General features: G+C 38.5%; 15 protein-coding genes. 14 read left to right on the forward strand and 1 reads right to left on the reverse strand.

Going from position 1 to position 17012, the window contains the following annotated elements; all coding sequences use genetic code 11:
• Positions 1 to 11: 11 nt before the first annotated feature.
• From ACM40_RS15215 to ACM40_RS15275, 13 genes are all read left to right on the forward strand, one after another.
• The gene (locus ACM40_RS15215) at positions 12 to 539 is read left to right on the forward strand and encodes a nuclear transport factor 2 family protein (protein ID WP_048503588.1); all 528 of its coding nucleotides are present in this window, start codon (positions 12 to 14) and stop codon (positions 537 to 539) included.
• A 5-nt stretch (positions 540 to 544) separates the two neighbouring features.
• On the forward strand, positions 545 to 1963 hold the full coding sequence (locus tag ACM40_RS15220) for an MFS transporter (protein ID WP_048503589.1): 1419 nt from the start codon (positions 545 to 547) through the stop codon (positions 1961 to 1963).
• Positions 1964 to 2259: 296 nt separating this feature from the next.
• Positions 2260 to 3795, forward strand: a complete 1536-nt coding sequence (locus ACM40_RS15225) for a GMC oxidoreductase (protein WP_048503590.1) — start codon at positions 2260 to 2262, stop codon at positions 3793 to 3795.
• A complete protein-coding gene (locus tag ACM40_RS15230) occupies positions 3792 to 4958 on the forward strand; it encodes an MFS transporter (protein ID WP_048503591.1) in 1167 nt (388 codons plus the stop codon). The genes ACM40_RS15225 and ACM40_RS15230 overlap by 4 nt, the downstream gene beginning before the upstream one ends.
• Positions 4959 to 5092: 134 nt before the next feature.
• Entirely contained in the window at positions 5093 to 5821 is a 729-nt protein-coding gene (locus ACM40_RS15235) for a pirin family protein (RefSeq protein WP_048503592.1), read from the forward strand.
• Between the two features lie 37 nt (positions 5822 to 5858).
• Positions 5859 to 6410, forward strand: coding sequence for an NADPH-dependent FMN reductase (locus tag ACM40_RS15240; protein ID WP_048503593.1), 552 nt, complete (start codon positions 5859 to 5861; stop codon positions 6408 to 6410).
• Between the two features lie 272 nt (positions 6411 to 6682).
• The gene (gene purM, locus ACM40_RS15245; RefSeq protein WP_048503594.1) at positions 6683 to 7675 is read left to right on the forward strand and encodes a phosphoribosylformylglycinamidine cyclo-ligase; all 993 of its coding nucleotides are present in this window, start codon (positions 6683 to 6685) and stop codon (positions 7673 to 7675) included.
• A 67-nt stretch (positions 7676 to 7742) separates the two neighbouring features.
• Positions 7743 to 8306 carry a phosphoribosylglycinamide formyltransferase gene (gene purN, locus ACM40_RS15250; RefSeq protein ID WP_048503595.1) on the forward strand — a complete coding sequence of 188 codons (564 nt, stop codon included), beginning with the start codon at positions 7743 to 7745 and terminating at the stop codon, positions 8304 to 8306.
• Between the two features lie 28 nt (positions 8307 to 8334).
• On the forward strand, positions 8335 to 9309 hold the full coding sequence (locus ACM40_RS15255) for a D-2-hydroxyacid dehydrogenase family protein (protein WP_048503596.1): 975 nt from the start codon (positions 8335 to 8337) through the stop codon (positions 9307 to 9309).
• Positions 9310 to 9459: 150 nt separating this feature from the next.
• Positions 9460 to 10977, forward strand: a complete 1518-nt coding sequence (gene purH, locus ACM40_RS15260; RefSeq protein WP_048503597.1) for a bifunctional phosphoribosylaminoimidazolecarboxamide formyltransferase/IMP cyclohydrolase — start codon at positions 9460 to 9462, stop codon at positions 10975 to 10977.
• Between the two features lie 87 nt (positions 10978 to 11064).
• Entirely contained in the window at positions 11065 to 12303 is a 1239-nt protein-coding gene (purD, locus tag ACM40_RS15265) for a phosphoribosylamine--glycine ligase (RefSeq protein ID WP_048503598.1), read from the forward strand.
• 183 nt (positions 12304 to 12486) lie between these two features.
• A complete protein-coding gene (gene guaA / locus ACM40_RS15270) occupies positions 12487 to 14016 on the forward strand; it encodes a glutamine-hydrolyzing GMP synthase (RefSeq protein ID WP_048503599.1) in 1530 nt (509 codons plus the stop codon).
• A gap of 720 nt (positions 14017 to 14736) precedes the next feature.
• The gene (locus ACM40_RS15275) at positions 14737 to 16245 is read left to right on the forward strand and encodes a carbon-nitrogen hydrolase family protein (RefSeq protein WP_048503600.1); all 1509 of its coding nucleotides are present in this window, start codon (positions 14737 to 14739) and stop codon (positions 16243 to 16245) included.
• 104 nt (positions 16246 to 16349) lie between these two features.
• Here ACM40_RS15275 and ACM40_RS20630 read toward each other — a convergent pair whose 3' ends face one another.
• Positions 16350 to 16517 carry a hypothetical protein gene (locus tag ACM40_RS20630; protein ID WP_165579313.1) on the reverse strand — a complete coding sequence of 56 codons (168 nt, stop codon included), beginning with the start codon at positions 16515 to 16517 and terminating at the stop codon, positions 16350 to 16352.
• Positions 16518 to 16719: 202 nt separating this feature from the next.
• Here ACM40_RS20630 and ACM40_RS15280 point away from each other — a divergent pair, with 202 nt between their 5' ends.
• Positions 16720 to 16923 (forward strand): cold-shock protein, encoded by a 204-nt coding sequence (locus tag ACM40_RS15280; RefSeq protein ID WP_131705373.1) that lies wholly within the window; start codon positions 16720 to 16722, stop codon positions 16921 to 16923.
• Positions 16924 to 17012: the final 89 nt, after the last annotated feature.

Genomic DNA, 17012 nt, shown 5'->3' on the forward strand with positions numbered 1-17012 from the left:
ATGAATTAGTCATGAAAAAAATAACAATTATTGGTATATTGATGTTATTTGTATTAGGCTTTTCAGATTTGAACGCCCAATCCAACGGTGCCAAATTTGAAAAAGACAAAACAGAAATAGGAACCATGCTCGACGGTTTTAATGTAGCTGCAGCAAAAGCTGATTTCAATACTTATTTCAACTATTTTGCAGATGAATCCACATTTATAGGAACCGATGCTACAGAAGTCTGGGACAAAAAAGCCTTTATGGTCTGGGCAAAGCCTCATTTCGACAAAAAGAAAACCTGGAATTTCACTTCCCTGAAAAGAAACATCTATTTTAGCAAAGACGGGAAACTGGCCTGGTTTGATGAGCTGCTTGATACCCAAATGAAAATCTGCAGAGGTTCAGGAGTTGTAGAAAAAATAAACGGAAGCTGGAAGGTAAAACAATATGTACTTTCTGTAACCGTTCCCAATGAAGTTGTAGACAAAGTGGTCGTAGAGAAAGCTCCGATTGAAAATGTATTAATACAAGAATTAAAAACTAAAAAATAAACACAATGGCAGAAATGGTAGGAAAGATTGACAACGGCAAATTGGGCAGAGTTAAAAAGCCGAATTTATCGATGCTTCAGATCATTAATATGAGCATGGGTTTTTTGGGAATCCAGATGGCTTTCGGTTTACAAAACGGTAATGCAAGCAGGATTCTTGCCAATTTCGGGGCAGATGTTCATGAATTATCGTGGTTTTGGCTGGTGGCGCCCATTACAGGATTAATTGTTCAGCCGATTATTGGTCATATGGGAGATAATACCTGGAGCCCGCTTGGAAGAAGGAAACCTTATTTTTTAATTGGTGCCGTTTTATGTGCGATCGGTCTGGTGATGCTTCCCAATGCTGCTTCTGCAACACAGATGATGGCCGCCAATGTTTTACTGATGGCCGTGATTTTCCTTGCTATGATGGATGCCTCAATCAATGTGGCAATGGAACCTTTCCGTGCATTGGTGGGAGATATGCTTCCGAAACATCAGGCAACAATTGGATTTTCCGTTCAGACAATTTTAATTGGAATAGGAGCGGTTATCGGATCTGATTTACCGAATTGGTTAACCAAATTAGGCGTTTCAAATGTTGCTCCAAAAGGTTTTGTGGCAGATAATGTGATTTATGCGTTCTATATCGGAGCAGCAGTTTTGATCCTGTCAATTTTATATACAATTCTTACAACCAAAGAATATTCCCCTGAAGAATTTGCTTCTTTTGAAGGCGGGAAACCAATAGCAGAGCATAAATCGAAACTTTCGGATATTTTTAAAGACTTCAAAAATGCACCGTCCCAAATGAAAAAGCTGGGAATTGTTCAGTTTTTCTCATGGTTTGCATTATTTACCATGTGGGTTTTCACCACCAGTGCTTTGGCTACCCATCATTTCGGGCTTTCCCCTGAAGATACCCATTCTGCAGAGTTTAATAAGGCAGGAGACCTTACGGGAAGTTTATTCGGAAGTTATAATTTCTATGCGATTTTCTTTGCATTTGCCTTAACTCCGATTGCAAAATTCATTGGTAAAAAACAAACCCATGCTTTGGCTTTGGCTTGTGGCGGATTAGGTTTAATTTCCATGTATTTTATCAAGGATATTCATAGCTTATGGATTTCAATGATCGGACTGGGATTTGCTTGGGCAAGCATTCTGGCAATGCCTTATGCCATGCTGATAGACTCGATTCCGCAAAAGAAAATGGGAGTATACATGGGAATTTTCAACTTCTTTATTGTAATCCCGCAAATCATCAACGGGGTTTTCGGAGGCCCGATTGTAAGCAGTGTTTTTGGAAAACAGGCCATCGATTATATTGTAGTAGGAGGTATCTGCATGCTGATTGGAGCTATCGTTACCATGATCTTTATAAAATCAGAAGACGAAACACCTAAGGAAATAGAAGAAGAAATCCAGCAGGTACATTTTTAATAATAAATCTTGAAACTGGATATCAGAGAATGAAAATCTGAATATCTTCTATCCAGTACCATAATAAAATTCAATAGGAGCGGGCTTTAGCCCGCTTTTATATTTTGACGGCAATACAACGGCTTTGGCCAAAACTTAAAAATATAAATTAAATTTTGATCTTTTTAAACATCGTTTATAAAGACATCATATATAATGTATTCATTTTTCATTTATATAATCAATTGAAATTTAATTTTTTATTAAGCAACTCAGAATTTTAATTCTCTACCTTGGATAGATTAAAAATTAAAAAAATGTACGACATTATCATTATAGGAAGCGGGGCAGGAGGAGCAACCATGGCATATCAGCTTGCAGACAGCGGAAAAAAGATCCTGATTGTGGAAAGAGGAGATTATGTACCCGTAGAAAAAGAAAACTGGGATTCTGTAGAAGTCTTTGAAAAAAATAAATATACCACTACAGACTTATGGCTGGATAAAGATGGAAGGCAGTTTCGTCCCGGAATGCACTATAATGTAGGCGGAAACACCAAATTTTACGGAGCAGCCCTGTTCCGTTTAAGAAAAGAAGATTTTAAGGAAATAAAACATTACGGCGGCATTTCACCAGCATGGCCTATTCAGTATGAAGACTTGAAAGATTATTACCTGGAAGCCGAAAAACTCTTTCATGTACACGGAAAAAGAGGCTCGGATCCCACGGAACCTTTCGATTCGGAACCCTATCCTTACCCGCCCTTACCTCATGAACCCAGAATTCAGGAAATTGTGGATGAGCTGCGGGATTATGGTCTTCATCCTTTTGAATTACCAATTGGAGTCAACTTTAAACCTCATGAGACAGCTAATGCTCCCTATATCCTGAACCGTTTCGACGGATTTCCCGATGCAGCCGAAAGAAAGGGGGATGCCCACCTCTGTGCTCTGGCAAAAGCCTTGGAATACCCTAACGTAGAGCTGATGACTAATACAAAAGTGATAAAGATCAACACCAATGATTCAGGCACAAGAATTTCAGAAATTGTAGTAGAACAACAGAATGGAAATACACAAACATTAAGCTCCGAGTTACTGATTCTTTCTGCAGGCGCCATCAATTCAGCTGCACTGCTGCTGGAAAGTAAAAGTGAGAAGTTCCCTAGTGGTCTTGCCAATACTTCAGATCAGGTCGGAAGAAACTATATGTTTCATCAGAATACTGCATTAGTGGCCCTTTATACCCAGCCTAATCCCACTAAGTTCGGGAAGACATTCGGTATTAATGATTTCTATCACGCAGGCAGGGATTACGAATTTCCATTGGGACATATCCAGATGCTTGGGAAATCAGACGAATATCAGATCAGGGCTGATAGTCCCGTTCCAGCGCCGGGTTTCACCTTTGAACTGATGGCTGAACACGCCGTTGATTTCTGGCTTACCTCAGAAGATCTTCCTGATCCGGAAAACCGGGTAACCGTAGAAAATGGTCAAATTAAAATAAGCTACAATTCCAATAACGAAGAAGGGCATCAGCACCTTAAATCCGAACTTATAAAAGCCCTGAAAGCTTCAGGGAAATTTGAAAGCTTCCTGTTTAAAGGTATTTATTTCAGCAAAGGAATGGATATCGCCTCTCCGGCCCACCAGAATGGAACCACAAAGATGGGGCTGGACCCAAAAACCTCAGTGGTAGATATCAATTGCAAAGCACACGATCTTGAAAATTTATATATAGTGGACGGTGGTTTCTTCGTTTCCAGTGGTGCAGTGAATCCAGCTCTTACCATTATTGCGATGGCCTTGCGAGTGGGAGAGCATCTTAAAAAGAATATCCTGACATCATGAATTCCAAGTTAGCCAAAATTATTATCATCTTTTCATTAGCTTTTCTTACAGGAGTTAATTTTGTTGTATTTCCCGCATTGGGAACTGCTTTTACAGATTCCTCACTCTTCAGGCTTTCTGCTTCTCAGTTTGGAAATTTATTTATCCCACAGGTGATCTGCATTATCATTTCCTGTCTTGCGGCTCCGTTTTTGGTTAATAAATGGGGCCCGAAAACCATTTTGGCTATAGGATTATTACTGATGATTGTTTCTACCGGTGCTTTATGGATGCTTCAGTATTATATGAATGATGCTTCCCTATTATTTCCGGCATTAATGATTTTGGTGGCATTTACAGGCTCAGGTTTCGGGCTTTCCATTACGACATTGAATCCTTTGGCGGCAAGCCTGTTTGAAGATAAAAAATCTTCCGCTATCCTGATCCTGCAGTTTCTGGTAGGGTTAGGAACATCTACAGCTCCACTGATGATGAACCTGATAGGAAATGTGAGAAACTGGATGTATCTTCCCGGATGTATCTTTATTGTAGTAAGTATAGCTTTCGTAACCTTTTTGTTATTGAAACTGGAAAAAGGAACATTTTTCGAGCTTCCCGGGCATTTTAAGATCCCGTCAAAATTATGGCTGTTCTTTATAACAATTGTTCTGTATGGTTGTACTGAAGGTACATTCGGTAGTTTTGGGGCGATCATTCTTAAAAATCAGGGACTTGATAATAATAAAGCCAGTCTGGGCTTGTCCTTGTTTTGGGGAGGAATTGCTTTAAACCGTTTGCTTTTCGGGATCTTCTCAAGAAAGAATGATCTGTCTCATCTGTTTCTTTTTTCACCGTTGGCAGTGGCAGGATCACTTTTGATGTTATTGTTAGCTCTAAATGTGAATATCATTGTCCTGATAATGTTTCTGATCGGCTTTTTTATGGGAAGTATATTTCCCGGATCTATTGGCTGGGGAACAGTGGAATTTCCTACACTTTCGGTCGTGGTTTCCGGATTTCTAATGGCTGCCAACCAGGTGGGAACAGGAATTATTACCAATGTTTTGGGAAGTTTATCAAATCAAACCAATACCATTTTCCAATTTCTCATTGTTTGTATGATTCTTATTTGCCTTCTACTTTTCTATTTAAAGAGAAACTCTAAAATAAAAGAGGCCTTTTAAATAATACAGGAACCTTTTATACAGGTTACCGGGAACAATTCGTGCTTTTTATAAAGCCTGAAATCCTTTCTTAACCTACATCAACACTTTCAGTTAGCAGTTTGCCCTACATTTGTACCATAAATAATCACAATATGAAAACAGTATATCATAAAGCAGATTCAAGAGGCCATGCAAACCATGGATGGTTAAATAGCTACCATACATTCAGCTTTGCCAACTATCAGAATAAAGACAGGACGAACTTCGGTGTGTTGAGAGTTTTAAACGATGACACCGTTTCGCAGGGAATGGGATTTGGTACCCACCCGCACAGGGACATGGAAATCATTTCTATTCCTCTGGAGGGTGACCTGGAACATAAAGATTCAATGGGAACCACTGCCGTGATCAAAAAAGGAGAGATTCAGGTAATGAGTGCCGGAACCGGAGTAATGCATAGCGAATACAATAAAAATAAAGATGAAGCGGTAAAATTTCTTCAGATCTGGATATTTCCAAAAGAACTGAATGTTGAACCGCGGTATGACCAGAAAAGCATTAAAGAAGGTGAAAAAATTAATGGATTCCAGCAGATTTTATCTCCAAATAAAAATGATGACGGAGTTTGGATTCATCAGGATGCATGGTTCAATCTGGCTAATTTTAAAGCAGGAAACGGTAAAAATTATATGCTGAACAAAAAAGGAAATGGTGTTTACGCGTTTGTTTTAAAAGGAAGCGCCAAAGTAGGAGACAGAATCCTCAATGAAAGAGACGGACTGGGAATCTGGGATACTCAGAGCTTTAACATCGAAGCGGTAGAGGATACTGAAATTCTCTTAATGGAAGTGCCTATGGAGCTTCCAGACTATATGAAATAAAAATTAAATTTGTACATTAAAAAATAAATAAAGAATAATGAAAGTTTTAGCAATAGCAGGAAGCAACTCAGAAGTTTCCATGAACAGACAGCTGGTGGCCTACGCATCGTCACTTTTCGAAAACGCAGAAGTAGAAGTAATAGATCTGAACCCTTTTGAAATGCCTATCTATAAGCATGAAAGAGAACTGACAGGTGGTGTTCCTCAGCAAGCTCATGATTTTGCATCAAAAATTGACGGGGCTAACCTCCTTTTGGTTTCATTGCCTGAGCACAACGGAACTTACTCTACGGCATTTAAAAATGTGTTCGATTGGGTATCCAGAATCAAAGACAGAACCGTATGGAATGAAATACCAATGCTATTGATGTCTGCAGCTCCGGGAGGAAGAGGCGGAGCAGGAGTTTTGGAAGCTGCAACCAAGCGTTTTCCTTTCCACGGGGGAAATATTGTAGAAACTTTCTCACTTCCTTTCTTTAATGACAACTTTGATAAAGCAGCACAAAAAATTTCTAATGAAGAGAAAGACAATGAATTAAAGGAAAAAATAAAGAAGATGGCGGCTCTTGAAACCATCCTTGAAAAATAGAATTTGAATATTAATTTAAAATTACTATTTTTGCAAAAAGAAAAAAGATGAAAATTCAGACCACTTTTAAAGAATGTTTTTCAAAGAAAGGGAAAACTATGGGCTCTGAAATTCTGAGATAAAATAACGGCCGATAATCTACCAAGATTGTCGGCTTTTTTATTTTCTAAATTTAAATAAAAAGTAATAAAAAGATAAAGCCATCAGATGTCGGGAAGTAGATTTACAAATAGTCTGGAATCTGAAATCTAGCATCTAAAAATCTAATTAAAATGAGCAACACTTACAAATCAGCAGGCGTAGACAAAGAAGAAGGATACAAAACGGTTGACAAGATCAAGAAAGCAGTGGGAGAAACTCACAATTCAAACGTATTGAACCATCTGGGAAGTTTTGGTGCTTTCTATGAAATCGGAGGATACAAAAATCCTGTGCTGGTTTCCGGAACAGACGGAGTGGGAACAAAGCTGAAAGTAGCCTTGGATACCAAGCAATACGACTCTATTGGTATCGATTGTTTTGCAATGTGTGCCAATGATATCCTGTGCCACGGTGCAAAACCTTTATTCTTCTTAGATTACCTGGCTTGCGGAAAGCTTGATTCCGAAATCGCTGCCGAAATCGTTCTTGGAATGGTAAAAGCGTGTAAGGATAACAACTGTGCACTGATTGGTGGAGAAACTGCCGAAATGCCCGGAATGTACCAGCCCGGAGATTATGATGTAGCAGGATTCTGTGTAGGGATTGTTGAAAAAGACCAGATTATTGACGGTTCTACGATCAAAGCTGGAAATAAGATCATTGCTCTGCCAAGTTCAGGATTCCACTCCAACGGATTTTCACTGGTAAGAAAAGTATTCCCAAATTTTGAAGAAGAATTTGAAGGAAAACCTTTATACGAAACCCTTTTGGTACCGACAAGACTTTATTACCAGGACATTCACAAAGTTTTGGAAGAAGTTAAAGTTTCCGGTATTGCCCATATTACGGGAGGTGGTCTTTATGAAAATGTACCAAGAATTATCCCGGAAGGATTATGTGCTTCCATCGATGCTTCCAAAATCAAAATTCCTAACGTAATGCTTGAGCTGGAAAAAAGAGGAGGAGTATCCCGTGAAGAAATGTTCGGAACCTTCAATATGGGAGTAGGAATGATCATCGTTGCTGATGCTGACCATGCTGAAAAAATATTACACCTTCTGGACGATGCTTACGAAATAGGGGAGATCACGGAAGGAAGCGAAAAAATTAATTTAACTGTATAAATGTATTAACGTAAAAAGTATTAATGATTGTAAGGATCATAAATACTTTTTACATTTTACAAGAAATATGAAGAACATCGTTGTACTCGTTTCAGGTTCCGGAACCAATTTGCAGAGAATCATAGATACCATTGAAAACGGAGAAATCCGGAATGCAAAAGTAACTTTGGTAGTGGCAGACAGAGAATGTTACGGACTTGAAAGAGCAAAAAATCATAAAATAGACAACATCCTGATCCCAAGAGGGAAGAACTTCAGCAGCGAATTGGAAAATGTGATTCCAAAAGATACGGACTTAATCGTATTGGCAGGGTTTTTATCCATTCTGAAGCCTGAATTCTGTGAGAAGTGGAACGGTAAAATTATCAATATCCACCCAGCTCTGCTTCCGAAATTCGGAGGAAAAGGAATGTGGGGGCATCACGTTCATCATGCGGTGATTGAAGCCAAAGAAAAAGAAAGCGGTGCTACGGTACATTTTGTAACCCAGGGAATTGATGAAGGGGAAATTATACTTCAGAAATCATTTGAAGTAACAGCAGAAGACACTCCCGAAACCATAGCAGAAAAAGTACACCATATTGAATACGAAATATTTCCCAAAGCCATTGACAAGGTTTTGAATATTTGATATAATACAATAAGTATAAAAGCGAAAAATGGAAGGAACTTCAACAATTGCCATTCTGGATGATTATCAAAATGTGATCAGTACTTTAAAATGTTTTGACATGATAAAAGATCAGAATGTTATGATTCTTCATGAAACCTATAAAGATCCGGAGATTTTAGCTGAAAAAATTAAAGAAGCAGACATTTTGGTTCTGACCCGGGAGAGAACAGAAATTAATGAAGCATTGCTTTCCAGGTTGCCAAAACTTAAAATGATCAGCCAGACAGGGAAAATATCAAACCATTTAAAACTGTCGGATTGTACCCGGTTGGGTATTGCAGTTGCGGAAGGAATCGGTTCACCCCTTGCTCCGGCAGAATTAACCTGGGCCTTGATTATGAATACCGTACGTCAGATTCCACAGGCAATAGAAGCGATGAAGCAGGGAAAGTGGCAGGTCAATATTGGAGAAGCCATCAGTGGAAAGACCATCGGAATATGGGGATATGGAAAAATCGGAAAAAAAATTGCCCAGTATGCGAAAGCTTTCGGAGCTGAGGTTTTAGTCTGGGGAAGCGAAACGTCCAGGGAAAATGCAGTAAATGACGGCTTTAAAAAAGCAGAAACGAAAGAATATTTCTTTAAAAATGCTGATGTGATTACCTTGCACCTCCGTTTGAATGACGAAACATCCGGTATTGTAAAACAAACCGATCTGGAGCTTATGAAACCTACAGCGGCATTTATTAATACCGCAAGAGCAGAGCTTTTAGAAAAGAATGCATTGGTTAATGCTTTGAAAAAAGGAGCACCGGGTTTTGCAGGAGTAGATGTTTATGAAGAAGAGCCAGTATACAATGAAAACTTTGAACTGCTGAAAATGAATAATGTTATCTGTACTCCACATTTAGGTTACGTAGAAAGGAATGGGTATGAGCTTTATTTTGGGAAAGCCTTCGAAAATGTTGTACAGTTTATCAATGGAAACCCTGTTAATATTGCCAATCCGGAAGTATTATAAGACTGCTTAGTAAGAAAAAACATCATTTAGATTTTTGATAAAAAAATATTTCGAAAAAAATTAAAAAATCTAAGTAAAATAAAAGTAAACCGGAGGTGAAAGACCCGGCTACAGTTTGAAATAGCTGTAAAAAGTAAAAAATTGAAAGTAATGAGTAAAAAGAGAGTTTTAATCAGTGTTTCTGACAAAAGCGGATTGATCGAATTCGCCCGGTTCTTGGAAGCGCAGAATTACGAGTTGATTTCTACAGGAGGAACGTTCAAACATTTGAAAGACGCTGGTTTAAATCCGATTCAGATCGATGAGGTAACCAATTTCCCTGAAATGCTGGACGGAAGAGTGAAAACCCTTCATCCGAAAGTTCACGGAGGTCTTTTAGCAGTTCGTGCCAATGAAGAGCACATGAAAACGGTTCAGGAACATGGAATTGACTTGATCGATATGGTTATTGTCAACCTTTATCCTTTCTTTGAAAATGTAAACAAAGACATTTCTTTACATGAAAAAGTAGAGTTTATCGATATCGGAGGCCCTTCAATGCTTCGTTCTGCAGCCAAGAACTTTGATTCCGTTACTGTCATTACCGATGTGGAAGATTATGCCACTGTAAGACTGGAAATGGAGCAGAACGGTGATTCTTACATTGAAACCCGTAAAAAGCTGGCAGGGAAAGTATTCAACCTTACTTCAGCGTATGATGCTGCGATCTCAAGAATGCTTTTAGATGAAGAATATCCTGCCTATCTTAATGCTTCTTACAAAAAAGTATCCGACTTAAGATACGGAGAAAACCCTCACCAGACAGCTGCTTATTACGTTTCTACATTTGAAAACGGAGCGATGAAAGACTTTGAACAGCTTGGCGGTAAAGAACTTTCCTTCAATAACCTGCGTGATATGGACCTTTGCTGGAAAGTAGTCACTGAGTTTAAAGAAGAAATGGCATGCTGTGCCGTGAAGCATTCTACCCCTTGTGGTGTAGCCATCGGAACTTCAGCCCTGGAAACTTATCAGAAAACTTTTGAATGTGACCCGGTTTCCATCTTTGGCGGAATTGTTGCAATGAACTACAAGATCGATGCTGCAACAGCTGAAGAACTGAATAAAACATTCCTTGAGATCGTAATGGCTCCGGATTTTGATGAAGAAGCTCTTGAAATTTTAAGAAAAAAGAAAAACCTTAGAATCATAAAAATTGTAAACCCGGTTTCCGACAAGCAGACATGGGTGAAGATTGATGGAGGTATCCTGGTTCAGGATAATGACAACCATTTCTCTGATGATATCAAAGTGGTAACAGAAGTACAGCCTTCAGAAGAGCAGAAAAAAGCCCTTCTTTTCTCCCAGAGAGTTGTGAAGTATGTAAAATCAAATGCTATTGTTGTTTCCAACGGTATCCAGGCCTTCGGAATCGGTGGCGGACAGGTGAACAGAATCTGGGCGACCGAGCAGGCTATTGAAAGAGCAAAAGAGAAATTCTCAGGAGATCTTGTTTTGGCTTCCGATGCATTTTTCCCTTTCCGCGACGTGGTGGATTTCTGTGCCAAAGAAGGTATCAAAGCCATCATCCAGCCGGGCGGCAGTGTGAAAGATCAGGACAGTATAGAAGCTGCCAATGAGCACGGTATCCCAATGATGTTTACCGGAGTTAGACATTTTTTACACTAATTAAAATAGAATTAAAAATAATTTGGGATTGTATTTATAGCATTCAAAATTATATATTTGTAAAATAGACTAGATAATAAATAAAGTATGAGAATATTAATCATAGGTGAAGGCGGTAGAGAGTCTGCTTTAGCGGCAAAACTTCAGAATGACCCGAGAATTTCTAAAATGTTTTTTGCTAACGGTAATGCTACCACCGATGTAATAGGGAAAAATGTTCATTTGTCAGAGATCAAGGAACTGAGAGATTTCGCGATCAAAGAAAAGATAGACCTTACGATCGTAGGTCCTGAAGCTCCTCTTGTAGCCGGGCTGAAGGATGAATTCAAAAAGCACGATCTTAAAGTTTTCGGTCCGAATCAAAAAGTAGCAAGCCTGGAAGGAAGTAAGGCTTTCTCTAAGAAATTTATGCAGACCTATGATATCAAAACAGCTAAAGCTGTAGTATTTGATTCATACAACGATGCTAAAGAATATGTTCAGACCCAGCAGTATCCTTTAGTAATTAAGGCAAGCGGTCTGGCAGGAGGAAAAGGGGTAGTAATCTGTGACAACCTTGAAGAAGCTGAAGCTACGATCCACGACTTCATGATCAGAAGAATCTATGGAGATGCCGGGATCCGTCTGGTTATTGAAGAATATTTAGAAGGTTTTGAGGCTTCAATTATTGCATTCTCAAACGGTGAAAAAATCTTCCCTTGTATTGCTGCAAAGGATTACAAAAAAGCAGGAAACGGCGATACAGGACCCAATACAGGAGGTATGGGATCTGTAGCTCCAAGCCCTGATTTTACTCAGGAGCACTACGCTGATTTTGAACAAAATATCTTACAGCCTACTATCAACGGTCTTAAAGGAGAAGGATTCAGCTTTAAAGGAATCATTTTCTTCGGATTGATGGTAACTAAGAACGGAACATATCTTCTTGAATACAACATGAGATTCGGAGACCCTGAAACTCAGGTGCTGATGGCACTGATGGAGAACAATCTTCTTGATGTGATCCAGGATTGCATGGAAGGAAAAGATATCCAGCTTAAGTTTAAAGACGAAAAAGCAGTGTGCCTTGTTATGTGCTCAGGAGGTTACCCTAGAAATATCGAAACAGGTTACGAAATTGTAGGCGAGGACAAGATGAAGCATGCCAAGCTTCTTTATGCCGGCGCTATAAGAAAAGGTGATAAAGTGGTTTCCAACGGCGGAAGAGTTCTGAATATCGTAGCTACAGGAGCTACTTACGACGATGCCCGCAAAAAGGTTTACGAAGATGCGAGCCACATCCATTTCGATTACGGTTTCTACAGAGAAGACATCGGAAAGTTTTAAAATAAATCACGAAAAAAGATTTGGAAAGTTTCCAAGTCTTTTTTTGTAAAAAAATTAATTAGCAGTAAGCTTTAAGCTATAGGCAGTAAGCTTTAACATTCACAAAATAGCCTACTGCATATTGCCTATAGCTTAAAGCTTTTATTATTTATCATTTATCAATCATCAATTATCATTTATAAAATGAACAACGGTATTATCATATTAGATTTCGGATCACAGTACAACCAGCTTATCGGAAGAAGAATCCGTGAGATGGGAGTATACTCTGAAATCCTTCCTTTCAATACACCTTTACAGGATATTTTAGCCAAACAGCCAAAAGGAATCATTCTTTCCGGAGGGCCAAGCTCTGTGAATGCAGAAAACGCTCACCTTGTTGAAAAAGAACTGTATGAGCAGGGAGTTCCTGTTTTGGGAATCTGCTACGGAATGCAGCTTACAGCCCACCTTTTAGGCGGAAAAGTAAACAAAGGAGAAAAAGGAGAGTACGGAAAAGCTCATTTGGATATTATTAAAGAGAGTTCTTTACTAAAAGGAGTTACCCAGAATTCTATAGTATGGATGAGCCACTTTGACGAAGTAGGCGAATTGCCTGCAGGTTTTGAATTGAATGCAAAATCAGGGGTAATGGCTTCTATTTCCAATGAAGACAGAAAAATCTACTGTGTGCAGTTCCATCCGGAGGTATCCCATACAGAAGAAGGCGGAAAGATGCTTGAAAATTTTGTTTTCGGGATCTGTAATGCTGAAAAAAACTGGAAGCTGACGAACTACATCGAAAAAACAGTTGAAGAAATCCGTGAAAGAGTAGGAGACAGCAGGGTCATCCTTGGACTTTCAGGAGGAGTTGATTCTTCTGTAGCAGCGGTTTTAATTCACAAAGCGATCGGTGATCAGCTGACATGTATCTTCGTAGATACTGGGTTATTAAGAAAGGATGAAGGCCAGAAGGTAATGGACAATTATGGAGAGCACTTCCATATGAACATTAAAATGGTGGATGCCAAAGAAAGATTCCTTTCAAAATTAGCCGGAGTAGACGATCCAGAAGCAAAGAGAAAGATCATCGGAAACGAGTTTATTCATGTTTTTGATGAAGAATCCCATAAAATTGAAGGCGCTAAATTCTTAGCTCAGGGAACCATTTATCCTGACGTTATCGAAAGCCAGTCTGTTAACGGACCTTCTGCCGTGATCAAGTCACACCACAATGTAGGAGGACTTCCTGAAGATATGGAATTCGAATTATTAGAGCCATTGAGAGAACTTTTCAAGGATGAAGTAAGAAAAGTTGGGGAGGAGTTAGGTATTCCGCATCATTTGGTACACAGACACCCATTTCCAGGTCCTGGATTAGGAATCAGGGTATTGGGAGCTGTAGATGCGGATAAAGTGAGAATCCTTCAGGAAGCAGACGATATTTTCATCGAAGAATTATACAAAAATGATCTTTACGAAAAAGTATCACAGGCTTTCGTAGTTCTTCTTCCTGTAAAATCAGTAGGAGTAATGGGAGACGAGAGAACTTACGAATACACAGCAGTAGTTCGTTCCGCCAACACTATCGATTTCATGACGGCAACGTGGAGCAGACTTCCTTACGAATTCTTAGATACGGTTTCAAGCAGAATTATCAACGAGGTAAGAGGAATCAACAGAGTAGCTTATGATATTTCAAGCAAACCGCCTGCAACAATTGAGTGGGAATAGTTTTTTGACTTGAACTTCAAATATTAATCCTGCCCTTTTCGGGTGGGATTTTTTTAAAACTGTTTTAATGAAAAAAGGATCAGTAAAATATTTAAAGCAATTATTAGACAATACACCAACTTGAAGAGTATATGCTTATGGAAAATAGCATAATTTATTAATATTGTGATCATTAAATAAAAGTAAATAAAATTTTTTGTTTCCCGAGGGTTTATTTCAGATGCTGAAAACAAGTTTAAATTATGTGAAAGATTGACTGATGTGTCAGCATAAAAGATTCTTAAAATAGAGATAATTGAGACACTTATAAGTAAGGTTATTGCGTAGGGTTTCATCAGCTAATAAAAATATTAATACTGTTTTCTTTTTAATTTACATTGTAAAAATAAAAATCTTCAGCAGAAAAAACATTTAAATTTTCCATTTTGACTATCTATAAAAATCAAAGGATAATTTAGACAAATATATTCGATGATTTTATTTCTCAGATGTAGAATAGCAATTTTTTCTGTTTCCATTTCTATATCAGTGCTATAACCACATGAGAGAGCCTGAGTTATAGACTTGAAATCAGAGTGTTTCCAGTAATTATTTGAGTGAATTGCTGTTTGTAAAGTTTCGGTGAAATCCACTGTTAAATTATATAAATAGTTGTAGAAGTACTTTTCTATAAGGATTTAAGTAAAATATTTTCCCTAAATTTAAGTAAAATTAAGTCAAATGCAAATAGAAACAAGGCCCCTGACGGTTCAGGATTATGATGAACTGGTCGTTACAATGAAGCGTGCTTACCCGCAGATGTCAGAATCGATATGGTCTAAAAAAAGCATCGAAAAACTCACTAAAATATTTCCTAAAGGCCAGATATGTATTACAGTAGACGGTAAGCTGGCTGCCGTGGCCCTTTCCATTATTGTCAATTATGATGATTTTGGGGACGATCACACTTACGTAGACATTACCGGAAACTATACATTCAATACCCATTTATCAACGGGAAACGTGCTCTACGGAATTGAAGTTTTTGTAGATCCTGAGTTTCGTGAACTGCGTCTGGGAAGAAGATTGTATGATGCCAGAAAAGAATTATGTGAACTGCTTAATCTCAAATCCATCATTCTGGGTGGGAGAATTCCTAACTATCATAAATACAGCGATGAACTTTCCCCAAGAGAATACATTCGAAGAGTAAGAGACAAGGAAATTTATGATCCCGTACTGTCTTTCCAGCTATCCAATAATTTTCTTCCCATCAAAATTCTGAAGAAATACCTTCCCGAGGACGAATCATCACTGGAAAACGCCGTTTTGCTCCAATGGAACAACATTTATTACAGCAAGAAGCCCAACACCATGCAGGATAGCATCATCCGTCTCGGATTGGTACAGTGGCAGATGAGGCATTTCAAAAATATTGATGCCTTTTATGAGCAGGTAGAATTTTTTGTAAATGTAATGGGAGATTATAAATCCGACTTTGTTCTTTTCCCGGAGCTTTTCAATACACCGCTGCTGGCTCCGTTCAATAAGCTTTCAGAAAGAGACAGTATGATAGAGCTGGCTAAGCTGAGTGAGGAAATCAAGAATAAAATTTCTGAGCTGGCTATCAGCTATAATGTCAATATTATTTCAGGAAGTATGCCCGTTTTTGAAACTGAAACCAATGATCTTTATAACGTAAGCTATTTACTCCATCGTGACGGCCGTATCGATGAGTACCGTAAAATTCACATCACGCCGAATGAAAGAAAATATTACGGAATGAAAGGCGGAAACGAAATCCGGGTCTTTGATACGGATTGCGGAAAAATAGGCCTTGTAATCTGTTACGATGTTGAATTTCCGGAACTTCCGAGGATTCTGGCAGATCAGGGAATGAAAATTCTCTTTGTCCCTTACCTTACCGATACGCAGAACGCCTATATCAGGGTAAGACACTGCGCAGCGGCAAGAGCTATTGAAAATGAATGTTATGTTGCTATTGCAGGCTGTGTAGGGAACCTTCCGGGAGTGAATAATATGGATATCCAGTTCGGGCAGGCTGCTGTGTTTACCCCTTCAGATTTTGCCTTCCCGTCCAATGCTGTGAAAGGGGAAGCGACCCCCAACACGGAAATGACCCTTATTGTAGATGTAGACCTTAATCTTTTGAAAGACCTTCACCACCACGGTTCCGTTCAGGTGATGAACGACCGTAGAAAGGACCTCTATGAAACCTATCTTAAATAAATAATTTATATCAATACAAAAATATCCTGTCCGTATGGGCAGGATATTTTTAAATAAAAGAGCATATCAATGTCTGCTCTATGTTTAAATTTTAATTCAAACTTTTACAAATACTGAGGACATACCACGGCAGGGCAGATCAGTCTTGGACATCTAGGTCTTCCATCGGTAGGGCAGCATTCGTTTGAACAGTTACCGCCGATAATGATACCGCTTCCGTTAATTCCTTTTAATTGCTCTCTTGAAAGTTTGTTGTTACGTAAATTTTTCATTTTTTAATATTTATAGGTTAGTTTGGAATTTGTAGCTATAAAGATAAAAAAATCCTGTAAATAATGGTAAGGATGGAATTTTTTTCTTTGAATTTAAAATAACATCTCCGGCTATCAGCGAAAAATAAATGAAGAATATGTGTTTTTTTTCAGCATGTTCCTAAAATTTACTATCTTCACTAATCAATTTAAATAAAATATAATGACAGGAACAGTAAAATGGTTTAACGAAACAAAAGGTTTTGGTTTTATTACACCAGATGGGGGCGGAAATGATATTTTTTGCCACCATACAGCCATTCAGGCATCAGGTCTTAGATCTTTAAAAGAAGGACAAGCGGTAGAGTTTGATCTTAAAGAAGGGAAAAAAGGACCTGAAGCAGACAATGTTAAAGTAGTAGGATAATAAACTTATTAAGATATTGTTAAGAAAAGCTGCCGTTTAGGCGGCTTTTTTCATTAATATATCCCAAATCGTTTCTCTCTCAGCCCAAT

This window comes from Chryseobacterium sp. BLS98 (assembly GCF_001045445.1).
Classification (GTDB): Bacteria; Bacteroidota; Bacteroidia; order Flavobacteriales; family Weeksellaceae; genus Chryseobacterium.

Bases quoted from the DNA above. Each gene is read 5' to 3' on its own strand.
- ACM40_RS15215 (WP_048503588.1), top strand. From the start codon at position 12: ATGAAAAAAATAACAATTATTGGTATATTGATGTTATTTGTATTAGGC.
- ACM40_RS15220 (WP_048503589.1), top strand. From the start codon at position 545: ATGGCAGAAATGGTAGGAAAGATTGACAACGGCAAATTGGGCAGAGTT.
- ACM40_RS15225 (WP_048503590.1), top strand. From the start codon at position 2,260: ATGTACGACATTATCATTATAGGAAGCGGGGCAGGAGGAGCAACCATG.
- ACM40_RS15230 (WP_048503591.1), top strand. From the start codon at position 3,792: ATGAATTCCAAGTTAGCCAAAATTATTATCATCTTTTCATTAGCTTTT.
- ACM40_RS15235 (WP_048503592.1), top strand. From the start codon at position 5,093: ATGAAAACAGTATATCATAAAGCAGATTCAAGAGGCCATGCAAACCAT.
- ACM40_RS15240 (WP_048503593.1), top strand. From the start codon at position 5,859: ATGAAAGTTTTAGCAATAGCAGGAAGCAACTCAGAAGTTTCCATGAAC.
- purM (WP_048503594.1), top strand. From the start codon at position 6,683: ATGAGCAACACTTACAAATCAGCAGGCGTAGACAAAGAAGAAGGATAC.
- purN (WP_048503595.1), top strand. From the start codon at position 7,743: ATGAAGAACATCGTTGTACTCGTTTCAGGTTCCGGAACCAATTTGCAG.
- ACM40_RS15255 (WP_048503596.1), top strand. From the start codon at position 8,335: ATGGAAGGAACTTCAACAATTGCCATTCTGGATGATTATCAAAATGTG.
- purH (WP_048503597.1), top strand. From the start codon at position 9,460: ATGAGTAAAAAGAGAGTTTTAATCAGTGTTTCTGACAAAAGCGGATTG.
- purD (WP_048503598.1), top strand. From the start codon at position 11,065: ATGAGAATATTAATCATAGGTGAAGGCGGTAGAGAGTCTGCTTTAGCG.
- guaA (WP_048503599.1), top strand. From the start codon at position 12,487: ATGAACAACGGTATTATCATATTAGATTTCGGATCACAGTACAACCAG.
- ACM40_RS15275 (WP_048503600.1), top strand. From the start codon at position 14,737: ATGCAAATAGAAACAAGGCCCCTGACGGTTCAGGATTATGATGAACTG.
- ACM40_RS20630 (WP_165579313.1), bottom strand. From the start codon at position 16,517: ATGAAAAATTTACGTAACAACAAACTTTCAAGAGAGCAATTAAAAGGA.
- ACM40_RS15280 (WP_131705373.1), top strand. From the start codon at position 16,720: ATGACAGGAACAGTAAAATGGTTTAACGAAACAAAAGGTTTTGGTTTT.